10 protein-coding genes are annotated in these 15,237 nt (G+C 72.4%); 7 read left to right on the top strand and 3 right to left on the bottom strand.

Features of this window, described 5'->3' with window-relative positions:
• Window positions 1-71: 71 nt before the first annotated feature.
• The gene (locus tag ACFV0O_RS04595; protein WP_380336287.1) at window positions 72-1,514 is read right to left on the bottom strand and encodes a glyceraldehyde-3-phosphate dehydrogenase; all 1,443 of its coding nucleotides are present in this window, start codon (window positions 1,512-1,514) and stop codon (window positions 72-74) included.
• Between the two features lie 660 nt (window positions 1,515-2,174).
• Between ACFV0O_RS04595 and ACFV0O_RS04590 the strand changes: the two genes are divergently transcribed.
• Together ACFV0O_RS04590 and ACFV0O_RS04585 are read left to right on the top strand one after the other, a co-directional pair.
• Window positions 2,175-4,349, top strand: coding sequence for a UvrD-helicase domain-containing protein (locus ACFV0O_RS04590; protein WP_380336284.1), 2,175 nt, complete (start codon window positions 2,175-2,177; stop codon window positions 4,347-4,349).
• Window positions 4,350-4,529: 180 nt separating this feature from the next.
• Complete coding sequence (locus tag ACFV0O_RS04585; RefSeq protein WP_380336282.1) at window positions 4,530-5,000, top strand: GreA/GreB family elongation factor; 471 nt, start codon at window positions 4,530-4,532, stop codon at window positions 4,998-5,000.
• Window positions 5,001-5,423: 423 nt separating this feature from the next.
• Here ACFV0O_RS04585 and ACFV0O_RS04580 read toward each other — a convergent pair whose 3' ends face one another.
• A complete protein-coding gene (locus tag ACFV0O_RS04580) occupies window positions 5,424-5,627 on the bottom strand; it encodes a hypothetical protein (protein WP_380336280.1) in 204 nt (67 codons plus the stop codon).
• Between ACFV0O_RS04580 and ACFV0O_RS04575 the strand changes: the two genes are divergently transcribed.
• The 4 genes from ACFV0O_RS04575 to ACFV0O_RS04560 all read left to right on the top strand — a co-directional run bounded on the left by ACFV0O_RS04575 (window position 5,620) and on the right by ACFV0O_RS04560 (window position 11,376).
• Entirely contained in the window at window positions 5,620-7,074 is a 1,455-nt protein-coding gene (locus ACFV0O_RS04575) for an MFS transporter (RefSeq protein ID WP_380336278.1), read from the top strand. The two genes, ACFV0O_RS04580 and ACFV0O_RS04575, sit on opposite strands and share 8 nt — an antisense overlap.
• Window positions 7,062-8,009, top strand: coding sequence for a formate dehydrogenase accessory sulfurtransferase FdhD (gene fdhD / locus ACFV0O_RS04570; RefSeq protein ID WP_380336682.1), 948 nt, complete (start codon window positions 7,062-7,064; stop codon window positions 8,007-8,009). The genes ACFV0O_RS04575 and fdhD overlap by 13 nt, the downstream gene beginning before the upstream one ends.
• Window positions 8,010-8,927, top strand: coding sequence for a LysR family transcriptional regulator (locus tag ACFV0O_RS04565; RefSeq protein WP_380336275.1), 918 nt, complete (start codon window positions 8,010-8,012; stop codon window positions 8,925-8,927).
• A gap of 145 nt (window positions 8,928-9,072) precedes the next feature.
• Window positions 9,073-11,376, top strand: a complete 2,304-nt coding sequence (locus ACFV0O_RS04560; RefSeq protein ID WP_380336679.1) for an FdhF/YdeP family oxidoreductase — start codon at window positions 9,073-9,075, stop codon at window positions 11,374-11,376.
• Between the two features lie 133 nt (window positions 11,377-11,509).
• Here ACFV0O_RS04560 and ACFV0O_RS04555 read toward each other — a convergent pair whose 3' ends face one another.
• Window positions 11,510-12,820, bottom strand: a complete 1,311-nt coding sequence (locus ACFV0O_RS04555) for a YhgE/Pip domain-containing protein (protein WP_380336272.1) — start codon at window positions 12,818-12,820, stop codon at window positions 11,510-11,512.
• 623 nt (window positions 12,821-13,443) lie between these two features.
• Here ACFV0O_RS04555 and ACFV0O_RS04550 point away from each other — a divergent pair.
• Window positions 13,444-15,096, top strand: a complete 1,653-nt coding sequence (locus ACFV0O_RS04550) for an NRAMP family divalent metal transporter (RefSeq protein ID WP_380336269.1) — start codon at window positions 13,444-13,446, stop codon at window positions 15,094-15,096.
• The last annotated feature ends 141 nt before the right edge of the window (window positions 15,097-15,237 follow it).

The raw sequence follows: 15,237 nt of genomic DNA, 5'->3' as shown, positions 1-15,237 counted from the left end.
GAAGGACCCCGGTACGCCGACGGGGCGGCGACCAACCGGTCACCGCCCCGTCGTACGACCCCACCGACGGATCAGACCGCCGGAGCCGGGTAGGTCGGGTACTCGACACCCGAGATGTACTGCACGACCCGCACGACCTGGCAGGAGTAGCCGAACTCGTTGTCGTACCACAGGTAGAGGATCGCGTTGTCGCCCTCGACCTTGGTCGCGCCGGCGTCCACGATCGAGGCGTGGCGCGAGCCGATGAAGTCGCTGGAGACCGCGTCGGGCGAGTCGATGAAGTCGATCTGGCGCTTCAGCGGCGAGGTCAGCGAGACGTTGCGCAGGTACTCCAGGACGTCCTCGCGGTTGGTCTCCCGCTTGAGCTGGAGGTTGAGGATCGCGATGGAGACGTCCGGCACGGGCACGCGGATCGAGCTACCGGTGATCTTCGCCTTGAGGTCCGGCAGGGCCTTGGCGACGGCCGAGGCGGCACCGGTCTCGGTGATCACCATGTTCAGCGGTGCCGAGCGGCCACGGCGGTCGGCCTTGTGGTAGTTGTCCAGCAGGTTCTGGTCGTTGGTGAACGAGTGGACGGTCTCCACGTGGCCGCGGACCACGCCGTACTCGTCCTCCATCGCCTTCAGCGGCGGGACGATGGCGTTGGTGGTGCAGGAGGCGCAGGAGATGATCTGCTCGTCCGGCTTGATCATGTCGTGGTTGACGCCGTGGACGATGTTCGGGACGTCGCCCTTGCCCGGAGCGGTCAGCACGACCTTGGCGATGCCGGGGCGCAGGTGCTTCGACAGGCCCTCGCGGTCACGCCACCGGCCGGTGTTGTCGATCAGGATGGCGTCCTTGATCCCGTACTCCGTGTAGTCGACCTTGGTCGGGTCGTCGGAGTAGATCACGGTGATCTCGTTGCCGTTGACGACGATCTTGTTGTTCGTCTCGTCGACGGTGATCGTGCCCTGGAACTGGCCGTGGATGGAGTCCCGGCGCAGCAGCGAGGCGCGCTTGACCAGGTCGTCGCCGCCGCCGTTGCGCACGACGATGGCCTTCAGCCGCAGACCGTTGGCCGAGGCCTTTTCGATCAGCAGGCGGGCGACCAGGCGGCCGATGCGGCCGAACCCGTACAGCACGACGTCCTGGGCGGACCGGCGCTCCAGCTTGTTCTCACCGGTGGCACCGGCGACGGCCTGGGCGGTGAACTCCTCCACCGACAGACCGTGGTCGTCCGCCTTGTACGTGGCGGCGAGCATGCCGATGTCGATCTGCGAGGGGCCGAGGTCCAGGGCGGTCAGCGCGCTCAGGAACGGCATCGTCTCGGTGACCGAGAGCTCCTCGCCGGCTATCTGCCGGGCGAAGCGGTGCGTCTTGAGGATGCTGACCACCGACTTGTTCACCAGGGAACGGCTGTGGCACAGGACGGTGACGTCCCGCTCCCGGTGCAGCCGCCCGATGATCGGGATCATCGACTCCGCGATCTCCTCGCGGTTCTTCCAGTCCGTGAACACGTCGTCGTTGACAGTCACAAGTCCATCTTTCGAGCTGAGGGTGTTGCCCACATGGTAGCTTCGCCCGCTCCCGACCCAGCGGCCGGTCCCGCCCTTCGCGCCCACACCGAAGCCCCCGACCTGCACTTTCCCCCACGCCCCCACCCCAGAAGGTGATCACCGCCACCCTCGGACAGCACCCGCCGGCGCCGCCGAGGGGGCCGGCGTCCCGGAGGACGACGGAGCCAGGCACCACCGCCGACCGGGCGCGCGCCGCCGTTTCGTCCACCGACCCGACGCGGACCCGGAGCCGACCCGACACGGACCCGACGCGGACCCGGAGCCGACCCGACGCGGACCCGATGCCGGCTCGGCGCCGACCGGCGCGACGCCCCGCACGGGCTCCCGGAGCCGGGAAGGCACGCCCGCGACGAGGCGAGCCGGCGCGGGGTCGACGGGCCCGAACCGGACGGACCCGCAGCGAACGTGCGTCCGCCCGCCCGCTCCCGCGCGTTCCACGCCCGACCTTGGGAAGCCGTTGCGGTTCCGGGGTGGTTCGTCCACGCCGCCCCGCGCGGGGCGCCCCCGGTCGGCGTCGCGTGGCGGCCACCCGCCGTCGTCCCGAGTGATCGTCGGGCCGGTACCGGGCCAGTACAGTGAGCGCACTGCCCGACCGGACAGAGGTGTGAGGGGGCCTGCGTGGCGACGCTGGGTATGCACCGGGACTTCCTGCTGGAGTTCGCGGCGCTGGAGAAGTCGGTGCAGCGGCGGGTCTTCGAGACCTTCGAGAAGTTCACCGTGGCGACGCACGCCGGCACGCACTTGGAGAAGCTCACCCACCAGCGGGATCCCCGGATCCGCACCATCCGGATCACCGACTTCTGGCGCGGGGTCGTCCTCAAGGCCGACCGGGGCGACGGCTACCTGCTGCTGAAGGTCCTCCCGCACGACAAGGCCAACGACTGGGCGGGCAAGCACCGGGCCTCGGTCAACGCCGCCACCCAGGGCGTCGAGATCCGCAACGACGTCGCGCTGGAACGCGCCACCGAGTCGCTGCGGACCCGGGCGTCCGACGAACCCCGGCGGCTCTTCGCCGACCGCTCCGACAAGGTCCTGCGCAGCCTGGGCATCGACGAGGAGATCCTGCCGATCATCCGGCTGCTGCCCGACGAAGCCCATCTGGAGGCGCTCCACCGGGTCCTGCCGGAGCAGCAGTTCGACGTCCTGATCGGTCTCGCCAGCGGGATGGAACCGGCCGACATCGACCGCGAGATCGTCCAGGCGTACGCGCGGGCGGCGGCTCCGGCGGGCGCCGAGCGGTCCGGGGACGAGCTGGTGTCGGCGATGGCCCGCGCGCGCGGCCGGGTCGCCCTGGTGTCCGGTCCCGAGGAACTGCTGGAGATCCTGGAGCGCCCCTTCGACGCGTGGCGGATCTTCCTGCACCCGGCGCAGTACCGGATCGCCTACCGGGAGTCGTACAACGGTCCGGCCCGCGTCACCGGCGGTCCCGGGACCGGCAAGACCGTGGTGGCCCTGCACCGGACCTACCACCTGGCGCGCCGGCTGCCGCCGGACGCCCCCGACGGGTCGGTGCTGCTCACCACCTATACCAAGGACCTCGCCGCGGAGCTGGAACGCTGCCTCGGTCTGCTCGTCACGGACGAGCGGATCAGGGCGAAGGTCCGGGTGGTCACCGTCGACGCGCTGGCCAACGAGCTCCTCCGCCGCGCCCTCGGCGGCGCCCCGCTGAAGATCGTCTTCAACCAGCGCGCGGTCCTCGCCCGTTGGCGGCGGGTCGCCGACCGGCTCGGCGTCGACTTCACCGACGTGTTCCTCGACCAGGAGTGGCGACAGGTCGTCCTGGCCCAGTCGATCGAGGGCCCGGAGCAGTACCTGAAGGCGTCGCGGACCGGCCGGGGCACGACCCTCGGGCCGCTGAAGCGGGCCCAACTGTGGCGTGCGGTCGCCGCGTTCGAGGAGGACCTGCGACAGACCGGGGAGCGGACCTTCCTGCAGGTGTGCGCGCAGGCCGCGCGGACGCTCGACGAACAGGGGCACCGCCCGTTCCGGCACGTGGTGATCGACGAGGCGCAGGACCTGCACCCCGCGCAGTGGCGGTTCCTCCGCGCCGTCGTCGCACCCGGACCGGACGACCTCTTCCTCGCCGGTGACCCGCACCAGCGGATCTACGGGAACAAGGTCTCGCTGCGCTCGCTCGGGATCCAGGTGGTCGGCCGGTCCTCCCGGCTGCGGATCAACTACCGGACCACGCACGAGATCCTCAGCTGGTCCGCCTCCCTGCTCACCGGCGAACGCCCGGACGACATGGACGGCGGGGAGGAGTCCCTGGTGGGCTACCACTCGACCCTGCACGGCGCGCATCCCGAGACGCACGGTCACGCCGACAGGTCCGAGGAGATCCGGGCGCTCGTCGCCCGCATCGGGGAGTGGACCGCCTCGGGCGTGCGCCCGGAGGACATCGGCGTCGCCGCCCGGACCGCCCAGCTCGGCCGCGACATCGCCCAGGCCCTGGACCGCGCCGGAACCCCCGCGTACGTGCTCGGAAACGCGCCGTCCCCCGGCGTCCGGATCGGCACCATGCACCGGATGAAGGGACTGGAGTTCCGCTGCGTGGCCGTCGTGGGCGTGAGCGACGGCATGGTGCCCATGCAGAGCGCGATCACCCCGCAGGACACGGACCCGCAGCAGCACCAGGAAGACCTGAACAGCGAGCTGAGCCTGCTCTTCGTGGCGTGCACGCGCGCCCGGGAAGCCCTGCACGTGTCCTGGCACGGCACACCGAGCGACTTCCTCGCGCCGGTCGTGCAGCCGCGGACGCCGGAACCCCGACGGGCCGACGCCCTGGTCCGCTGACCGCACGCTCCTGTCCGGTCCGCTCCGGTCCGCTCCGGTCCGCTCCCGCGGTGACCGTTCCCGTCCGTCCGCGGGCGCCGAGTGGCGCCCCCACGGCCGGAGTTGCCCGGGGCCCGGCAGGGTGGGGTAATGGGAGGCGTCCGGCGTTTGAGCGTTCCGCGAGAGACCCGGGAGCAGGCAATGACCGGTGGTCCCGAACCCATCAGTGCCGAGGGCCTGCGTGCGGTGCAGGAGGAGTTGGCGCAGCTGCGGACGGATCGGGGGGAGGTGGCCGAGACGCTGCGCGGCGTGGAGCCGGTGGGCGACCGGGCGGACGCGGCGGACGAGTTGCAGCGGGCGTCGGAGGTGACGCGGCTGGACCGGCGGATCGCCGAGCTGGAGGAGCGCCTGCGGGAGGCGTCCGTCGCCGGCGCACCGTCGACGGAGGTGGTGGGGGTGGGGTCCACCGTCACGGTGCGGTTCGCGGACGGTGACGAGGAGACCGTCGAGGTCGCGGAGCTCGCCGAGGAGCGGGAGCTGACGCTGGTGACCTCCGACAGTCCGCTCGGCAAGGCCCTGCTCGGGCGCCACGCCGGGGAGACGGTGCACTACGAGACGCCGGGCGGCGCGACCAGTGCGGTGGTGCTGTCGGTGGGGCGGAGCACGGACTAGCGCAGCGGCTCCGTGCCGTCACGCTCCCGAAGAGCCCGCCGCGCCCTCGAAGGGCCCGTGCCCCGACCGCCCTGACCGCGGTGCGGACATTCCCGATCGCCCGGTCGGGGAAATCCGGCGGACCGTTCCGGAATCCACGATAAGCGGCGCCTATCACCCCACAGGAACCACCTCTTTGACGTGCCACCGCCCCGGACTCCACACTGGCAGGAAGGAATCCGGAAAACGAAACCCGGGTCAACGGTACGCCGGTAAAAGGGACACCGTAAAACGGGACGCCGGAGAATCGGCGAGCCGGGAAATCCGGGCAAGGGGCGGCGCAGCACGTGGTCATCATCGACGACCTGGTGGACGCCCTCGCCCCGACTCCACCCGCCCCCGGAATTTCCCGGGCCGCACACCGCTCGCCCTGCCGGACGGCATTCACGGGCCCGGAATCATCACGTCGATGATTTCCGCGAGAACGACACCGAGCACATCGACATCGGGTGATTCGACGCCGCAGACGATTTCCGTCGGGCCGCCGCCGAATTGTCCCGTACCCGTTCCGGCACGCCGGTTCCGGCCGTCCGCAGGATCGGCGCAACCGTCCGTGGGGGCGAGAGAGCAGAGCACGCAGATGTCCACCCGCTGGCTCCCGGTGGCGGCGGCCGTGGCCGTCGCCGCCTGGGGCGCGAACCAGTTCACCGCCCTGGCCACCGTGTACCGGGTACGCACCGACTGGTCGGCGCTGTCGCTGGCCGCCATGTTCTCGGTGTACCTGGTCGGGCTGGTGCCCGGTCTGTTGCTGGGCCGCCCCGCAGCGGACCGCTACGGCCGGCGGCGGGTGGTGCGCGGCGCGCTGGTGCTTTCCGCCGCCGCGAGCGCCGTCCTGGCCGTGGCGGACGAGTCGGCCGTGTTCGCGGCCCGGGCGGCCACCGGCTTCGCCGCGGGTCTGGTGTTCCTGGCCGGGGCGGCCTGGCTGCGGGAGCTCTCCGGCCCGTCCGTGCCGCCCGCGGTGTCGGCCCGGCGGGCGGTGTGCGCGACCGGGGCGGGCTTCTCGGGGGGTGCGCTGGTCTCCGGGGTGCTCGCCGAGTGGCTGCCCGGCCCGATGGTGCTGCCGGCGCTCGCCCACGCCCTCGGCTGCCTGCTGGTCCTGTGGGCCACCCGCCGCCTGCCCGATACCGGGCCCGCCGCCGCACCGGGCAGCGCGGCGAGCACCGCACCGGACACCACGGCGAGCACCGCACCGGACACCACGGCGAGCACCGCACCGGACACCACGGCGAGCACCACACCGGGCACCGCACCGGCCCGCGGTCCGGGCTCCGGCCCCGCCCCGAGCACCGGCACCGCCCCCAGCCCCTGCCCCGGACGGGGAACCGGACAGGGCCCCGGACACCGCGCGGCCGTCCGGCACCCCCGCTTCCGCTACGTCGTACTTCCCGCCAGCCCCGCCGTGCTCGGCTCCGCCACGGTGGCGTACGTCGTGCTGCCCCCGCTGGTCGCCGACCGCGTCCCCGGCCACGCGCCGCTGTTCGGCGGCCTGGTGGCGGCGCTCACCCTCGCCACGGGCGTGCTCGCCCAGCCCTTCGCGGAACGGCTGGACGACCGCGGCAGCGCCCGGGCGACCCTCACCGCGATGGCCACGGTGATCGCCGGGCTGCTGGTCGGTGCCCTCGCCGCCGAGCGCGACTCGGTGGCGCTGGTGCTGGTGGCCGCCGTCGTCCTCGGCACCGGGTACGGGCTGACGCTCGGCGCGGGTCTGCACGAGGTGGAGCGGCTGCCCCGCACGCCCTCCGGGCCCTCCGGCCCGAGCGGCCCGAGCGCCGCCTCCCTCTACCAGAGCACCACCTCCAGCGGCTTCCTCACCCCGCTGCTGCTCGCCGGGACGGCCGGCCACGCCTCCTACCCGGCGCTGCTGACCGGCATGGCCGCGGTGGGCGTGCTGTGCCTGGCCGTGACGGCCGCGCACAGCCGCCGTCACCTGCCCGAACCGGACCTCGTGGCGCACCTCCCCCGCCGAACGCGCGAGGATTCATGCGTAGCGTCCGCCACGACCCCGCCGAGGAGCCGACGACCATGGGCCGAGTGACCGTCCCGCGCAGAGTGCTGCGCCTGCGCCAGGGCACGCCCACGCACCGCCCCGACACCCTGGCCGCCGAGGAGCCGATGGAGATCCGGGTCGGCGGGCGTCCGCTGACGGTGACCATGCGCACGCCCGGCAGCGACTTCGACCTGGCGGCCGGTTTCCTGGTCAGCGAGGGCGTGCTGCACGCCGCGCACCAGGTGGCCGGGATCCGGTACTGCGCCGGTGCCACCGCCGACGGCGGCAACACCTACAACGTCGTGGACGTCGTCCTCGCCGCCGGTGTGCCCGCCCCGGACGCCTCCCTGGAGCGCAACTTCTACACCACCTCCTCCTGCGGCCTGTGCGGCAAGGCCAGCCTGGACGCGGTGCGCACCACCGCGTCGTGGAGCGTCGCCGGGGACGAACTGCGTGTCACCCCCTCCCTGCTCTCCGCCCTGCCGGACCGGCTGCGGGCCGCCCAGAAGGTCTTCGACAGCACCGGCGGCCTGCACGCGGCCGGGCTGTTCGACGCCGACGGGCGGCTGCTCTGCCTGCGCGAGGACGTCGGACGGCACAACGCCGTGGACAAGGTGGTCGGCCACGCCCTGCGCGAGGGCATGCTACCGGCCCGCGGCACGGTGCTGATGGTGAGCGGCCGGGCGTCCTTCGAGCTGGTCCAGAAGGCCGTGATGGCGGGCGTCCCGATGCTCGCGGCGGTCTCGGCCCCCTCCTCGCTGGCGGTGGACCTCGCCGAGGAGACCGGTCTGACCCTGGTCGGTTTCCTGCGTGGCGAGTCGATGAACGTGTACACCCGCACCGACCGCATAGACACCGGCACCGGCACCGGCACCGGCACCCGGACCGCAGCCGGCACCGACGCCGCAACCGGCACCGACGCCGGAACCGCCGGCGGAACCGGAACGGACCCGGCCGCCGCCCCCGCGCCGGAGGCCGGGTAGATGCTCTTCCGCCAGCTCGAGTACCTCGTCGCCCTCGCCCGGGAGCGCCACTTCGCCCGCGCCGCCCAGGCCTGCCACGTCTCCCAGCCGGCCCTCTCCGAGGCCGTCCGCAAGCTGGAGGACGAACTGAAGGTGCTGCTGGTCCGGCGCGGCCGCGCCTACGAGGGGCTCACCCCCGAAGGCGAGCGGATCGTGCTGTGGGCGCGGCGGATCCTGGCCGACCGGGACGCCCTGCGGGACGAGGTGGACGCGCTGCGCACCGGTCTGAGCGGACGGCTGCGGATCGGCTCGGTGCCGACCGCCTCGGGCGCCGTGTCGCTGCTCACCGGGCCGCTCTGCGCCGCCCACCCGCTGGCCACGGTGGAGCTGTCCACCGATCTGCGTTCCGAGGAACTCCTGCGCCAGGTGCGGGACTTCGAGATCGACGCGGGCATCACCTACCTGCCCGGGCCGGGCGCCGACGACGTGCGCACACTCCCGCTGTACGAGGAGCGCTACGTCCTGTTGACCGGCCTGGCCGACGAGTTGGCCCGGCACCCGGGGGCGACCTGGACGGAGGCCTCCCGGCTGCCGCTGTGCCTGCTGCACTCGGGCATGCAGGGCCGGCGGGTGCTGGACGAGGTGTTCGCGGGCCTCGGGCTGGAGCCGACCCCGCGGGTCGAGACGGACTCGGTGGCCTCGCTGTTCGCGCACGTGCGGACCGGGCACTGGGCGAGCGTCGTGCCCTACGCCTGGCTGCACGTGTTCGGGGTGCCGCACGGCATGCAGGCCGTCCCGCTGGTGGAGCCGGTGCACAGCGCGTCGATCGGCCTGGTGATCGCCGCCCGCGAGCCGGGTTCGGTGATGGCCCGCGCGCTGCTGGACGTCGCCCGGCGGACGGACGTCGCCGCCGTGCTGGGCAGCCTGCCGGGCGTGTGAGCGCTCGCCGCGCAGGGCCCGGCGGGCGGACGTAGTCTCGGTCCAGCGCCGGGTCCCCGACGCCCGCGCGCCCCTGCGAGGGAAGGCGAGCACCGTGACCACCTCCGACGACGCCCCCGACGACGCTTCGGACGACGGCGCCGCCGTGACCGCCCGCCGCGAACCCGCGCGGGAACCGGACATCGGCCCCTCCCCCGCCGCTCCGCCGCGGTTCGCGCCGTACCACCACCCCGCCGCGGGCTGGGGCGCGGCCAGGAGCGTGACCCGCTTCCTGGCCCGTGAGGGCGCCTACGTGGACGGGCCGCGGGCGGTCATGCGGATGAACCACGAGAACACCGGCTTCGACTGCCCCGGCTGCGCCTGGCCCGACGACACCAAGGGCCTGCACCTGGACATCTGCGAGAACGGCATCAAGCACGTCACCTGGGAGATGACCCGCAAGCGGGTGGGCCGCGACTTCTTCGCCGCCCACTCGGTGACCGAGCTGTCGGGGTGGAGCGACTTCGCGCTGGAGGACCAGGGGCGGCTCACCGAGCCGATGGTCTACGACGCCGCGACCGACCACTACGTGCCGATCGGCTGGAAGGACGCCTTCGAACTCGTCGGCCGGACGCTGCGCGGGCTGGACCACCCGGACCGGGCGGCTTTCTACACCTCCGGCCGGCTCGGCAACGAGGCCACCTTCCTCTACCAGCTGATGGCCCGCGAGCTGGGCACCAACAACCTGCCCGACTGCTCCAACATGTGCCACGAGGCCAGCGGACGGGCCCTGCAGGCCGCGCTCGGCACCGGGAAGGGCACGGTCGACCTCAAGGACTGGGAGGTCGCCGACGCGCTGTTCATCCTGGGCGTCAACGCCGCCTCCAACGCGCCCCGGATGCTGACCGCGCTCGCCGAGGCGTTCAAACGGGGCGCGCAGGTCGTGCACGTCAACCCGCTGGTCGAGGCGGCGGCGACCCGGACGATCATCCCGCACGACTTCACGGACATGGCGCTGAACCGGTCCACCCGCACCTCCACCCTGAACCTCCAGCCGCGCATCGGCGGCGACATGGCGTTGCTGCGCGGGATGGCGAAGGCGATCCTGGAGCAGTCCGCGACCGACGACGGGGCCCTCGACCGGCTGTTCGTGGAACGCCACACCAGCGGCTTCGAAGCCTACCGGGAGGTCTGCGAGGCCACGCCGTGGGCGGAGATCGAGCGGCAGAGCGGGCTGGACCGCGCCGAGGTCCTCAAGGCCGCCCGGATCTACCGCGACGCGGACCGGTCGATCTTCAGCTGGTGCCTGGGCGTCACCCAGCACGAGCACGGCGTGGACACCGTCCGGGAGATCGTCAACCTCCTGCTGCTGCGCGGCAACCTGGGCCGCGAAGGCGCGGGCCCCTCCCCCGTGCGCGGGCACAGCAACGTCCAGGGCAACCGCACCTGCGGCATCGACCACCGGCCGTCCGCGGAGTTCCTGGACCGGCTCGCCGAGGTGTGCGGGATCGATCCGCCGCGCGAGCACGGGCTGGACACCGTCCGCACCATCGAGGCGATGCGGCGCGGCGCGGTCACGGTCTTCGTCGGCATGGGCGGCAACTTCGCGCTCGCCGCGCCGGACACTCCCGTCACCTACGAGGCCCTGGCCGGGTGCGAGCTGACCCTCCAGGTGAGCACCAAGCTGAACCGCAGCCACCTGGTGCACGGCCGGAAGGCGCTGATCCTGCCCTGCCTGGGCCGCACCGAGAAGGACCAGCAGCGCGGCGGGCTGCAGTCCACCTCCGTCGAGGACTCCATGAGCATGGTGCACCTCTCGGTCGGCATGAAGAAGCCGGCCTCATCGCACCTGCTCTCGGAGCCGGCGATCATCGCCGGGATGGCCCGCGCGGCCCTGCCGGACAGCCCCACGCCGTGGGAGTGGTACATCGAGGACTACGACCGGATCCGCGACACCATGGCGCGGGTCCTGGACGGCTTCGAGGACTTCAACCGCCGGGTGCGGCTGCCGCTGGGCTTCCGGATCAAGCAGCCCGCCCGCGAGCTGGTCTTCCTCACCCCCTCCGGCAAGGCCGAGTTCTCCGCCGCCCCGCTGCCCGACGTCGTCCCCGGGGCCGGCACCCTGGCCCTGGGCACGATGCGCTCGCACGACCAGTGGAACACCACCATCTACTCGGACGACGACCGCTACCGGGGCGTACGGAACCTGCGCACCCTGGTCTTCCTGAACAAGGACGACATGCGCGAGCGCGGCATCGCCGAGTTCGACCGGGTGGACGTCACCAGCACCGCCCGGGACGGCAGCACCCGCTCGCTGAGCGGCTACCTGGCCGTCCCGTACGACATCCCGCGCGGCTGCGCGGCCGGGTACATGCCGGAGATGAACGTGCTCTGTGCGCTCGGCGACCACAGCACGCAGAGCGACCAGCCGATCATGAAGCACCTCACGGTGACCGTGACGAAGGCCTGACCGTCCGGTCCACGCGCCGGTCCCGTCCCGGCCGCGGCCACGGCCGTCCGGTCCACGCGCCGGTCCCGGTCGCCGTGCCGGTCCCGGTCGCCGTGCCTGTCGCGGTTCCGGTTCGGGTCGCGGTTCCGGCGGCTCAGTCGGTCGGCTGGGGCGTCCAGCGGTGCAGGCCCTTGCGGTCGTAGTAGCGGGTCATCCCGAAGCCGAACGCCAGGGCCAGCACCGCACCGATGGCGATCATGGTCCAGCCGCGGGCCAGCCCGGCGTCGCCCCTGGCGTCGAAGAACAGGATCGCCCGGATGCCGTCGCTGAGCTGGCGCATCGGCTCGAACACGCTCAGGAAGCGGTAGAAGGAGGGCACCGCCTGCAGCGGCACGGTCGCGCCGGAGGAGGGCAGGGCCAGCGCGATGAAGACGAACATCGAGATCAGCTGTCCGATGCCGCCGAACGCGGCGTTGATCGCCTGCACCCCGAGGCCGACGGCGAGGCTGGCGCAGTAGGCGAAGAGCCAGAGCATCGGCTGGTGCGGGGCGTCCATGCCGAGGACGCCGACCGTGCACAGCAGCACCAGGGAGGTGGTGATCAGCATGATCCCGGCCGTCATGACCATCTTGAGCAGCAGGGTCTGGGTGCGGTTGATCGGGACGGTCGGCCGGCGGGTGTGCCAGGGGCCGATCTCGCTGTCGCTGTAGCCGAGCGCGCCGTCGACGCCGTTGTGGATGATGTTGCCGCCGATGAAGCCGGTCAGGACGGCCAGCAGGGTGAAGTAGAAGGCGCTCAGGCCGAGTCCGCTGCGGCTGCCGATCGGGTGGCCGACCTGGGTCGCGACGGCGAACGGGTCGGCGAGCAACAGGCGCGCGGTGGCGCCGGTGTCCGGGCCCGCGGCGGTCGCGGGGCTCGCGGGCGGAACGGCGGCGAGCAGTTCCCGGCCGGCCGCCTGGGAGGCCTGGTGGGCGGCGTTCTGGGCGATCTGCGCGGCCATCGAGGAACCGAGGCTGCCCAGGCCGGGGTTGGTCAGCACGGTCACGGTCGGGCGCTTCGTGGCGCCGCCGGCGACCAGCGCGGTGACGTCCGCGGTGAAGTCCTCGGGGACGACCAGCGCGCCGTAGACCTTGCCGGAGGCGAGCTGTTCGCGCAGTCCGGCCTCGTCCACCTGCCGCCAGTCGACGGTGCTGTCGGGCGTGCCGGCCACGATCGCCTTCGTCAGCTGGGTGCCGAGGTTGGCCGGCTGCCCGGGCGGCGGCGCGCCCCGGTCCGCGTTCACCAGGGCGATGGGGAGCCGGTGCAGGTGCCCGGTCGGGTTCACGATGCCGCCCATGTAGAGCAGCGAGAGCACGACGGCCAGCAGGCCGCACAGGACGGTCGGGAAGAGCCACAGCTTCGGGCGCCGGGCGAGCGCCAGCGCCCGGGCCTGCCGGGGAGCCTCCTGGGAACCTTCGGCCGCCATGCCACCCCTCGGGTCCGGGCACGACCTGGTGCCGCTGCCGGTACGGCGGGAAGTCGTTCCGTGGCGGCCGGACGGCCAAACCCCGCGTCACCCGGGTGGGCGTGCCACCCGACCGAAAAGGTAAAGGTTTAACCAAGTGCGCAAGTATGGGTCGCCGGCGGGGATAGGCTCTGACGAGTTGGGGTGAACCGGTGGTCGCATCGCGCGGACCGGTGAACTCCTTGCCGCGTCGATGACTCGCACCACGGGGTGCGCCGGCCGGGAGGAGGCGAGAGACATGGAATGCAGTAGTCCGGGCCACAGTTGCCCCTACCCCCGCTTGCCCTCGCACACCTCCGGCACGCGGTAACGACCTTCCCTGCACGTCGCTCTGACGACGCGTCGATCCGGCACGCGGCTACGCCATGCCTGTTCGCGCCATGAGGCGCGCTCATGGTCGAGCTCATGAGACTTGCTCATGGGTTGGCCCATGAGACGCGCTCATGTCCGAACTCCCCCTCGCTCATGAGACCTCCTCATGAGCGGCGGACCGCCGCGCGCCGATGCGTCATGCCCACCTGCAGGGAGGTACCGCCGCGTGCCTCCGACCCGCCCCGTCCGCACGGGGCCCACGGGAGGAACTCATGACCACGCACGCCACCCTCGACCCCAAGGCGCCGACGACGCCCCGCCCGGCGGTCCTCGACGACGCCCACATCGGCGACATCAAGGGCGCGTTCGGCACCGTCCGCCTCGATGACACCGCACCGCGGCAGGGACTGTCGGCCCGGCTGAAGACCCTGCTCGCGATCGTCGGGCCCGGATTGATCGTGATGGTCGGCGACAACGACGCCGGCGCCTTCTCGACGTACGGGCAGGCCGGGCAGAACTACGGCACCCAACTACTGTGGACGCTGCTGATGCTGGTCCCGGTGCTGTACGTCAACCAGGAGATGGTGCTGCGCCTGGGCGCGGTCACCGGGGTCGGGCACGCCCGGCTGATCCTGGAGCGGTTCGGCAGGTTCTGGGGCGCGTTCAGCGTCGTCGACCTGTTCCTGCTGAACGCGCTGACGCTCGTGACGGAGTTCATCGGGGTGACGCTCGCGGCGGGCTACCTGGGACTGCCGAAGGCGGCCTCGGTGGTGCTGGCGGCGGCGATCATCATCGCCTCCGCGTTCACCGGCTCGTTCCGGCGCTTCGAGCGGGTCGCGGTGACGCTGTGCGTCGGCTCGCTGCTGCTGGTGCCGATCTACTTCCTGGTGCACCCGAGGACCTCGCAGATGGCGCACGACTTCGTGACGCCCACCGTGCCCGGCGGCTCGGGGCAGCTCGCCGCCGTGATGCTGGTGATCATCTCGATCGTCGGCACCACCGTCGCCCCCTGGCAGCTGTTCTTCCAGCAGTCGTACGTCATCGACAAGCGGATCACCCCGCGCTTCATGACCTACGAGAAGGCCGACCTGTGGATCGGCATCGTGATCGTGATCGTCGGCGCGGCCGCCATGATGGGCTTCACCGCCGCCGCGTTCGCCGGCACCGACGGGTTCGGACAGTTCTCCGACGCGGGCGCCGTCGCCCGGGGCATCGAGGCCAAGGCGGGCCACCTCGCCGGGGTGCTGTTCGCGATCGCGCTGCTGGACGCCTCCATCATCGGCGCGTTCGCCGTCTCGCTCTCCACCGCGTACGCGATCGGCGACGTGTTCGGCATCAAGCACTCGCTGCACCGCGGCGTGAAGGGCGCCAAGGGCTTCTACGGGATCTACGCGGGCCTGGTGGTAGCGGCAGCGGCGATCACCCTGCTGTCCACCGACTACACGCAGGGCCTGATGACGCAGTTCGTGCAGGTGCTGGCCGGGGTACTGCTGCCCTCCGCGACCGTCTTCCTGCTGCTGCTCTGCAACGACAGGGCGGTGCTCGGCCCCTGGGTGAACGGGCCCAGGACCAACGCCTTCACCTCCGCCGTGGTCGGCGTCCTGGTGACGCTCTCGATGATCCTCACCGCGGCCGTGGTCTGGCCGGACATCAGCTCCGGCGCGATCCTGTGGATCATGGCCGGCTGCGGCGTCGCCGGCGTCCTGGTCGCCGGGTACTCGTTCACCTTCGGCCGGACGGCCACCAAGGAGGACCCCGTCGACCGCACCGGCCGCGAGGACTGGCGGATGCCCCCGTTGGAGACCCTCGACAAGCCGGTGATGTCCACCGCCCGCAAGGTCGGCATGGGCGCCCTGCGGGCCTACCTGCTCGTGGCGATGGTGATGGTCATCGTCAAGATCGTCCAGACCGCGCTGAGCCACTGAGCCCGAGCCGTCGGACCCCCGACCCCGTCCACCGCTCGGCACTCACGGCACAAGGCTCACGGCTGACGGCTGACGGCTGACGGCCGACGGCTGACGGCTGACGGCTGACGGCTGACGGCTGACCGCCGACCGACCACCGAC

The organism is Kitasatospora sp. NPDC059577, from assembly GCF_042735475.1.
Lineage (GTDB): Bacteria > Actinomycetota > Actinomycetes > Streptomycetales > Streptomycetaceae > Kitasatospora.
This window is presented reverse-complemented; position numbering and strand designations above follow the sequence as displayed.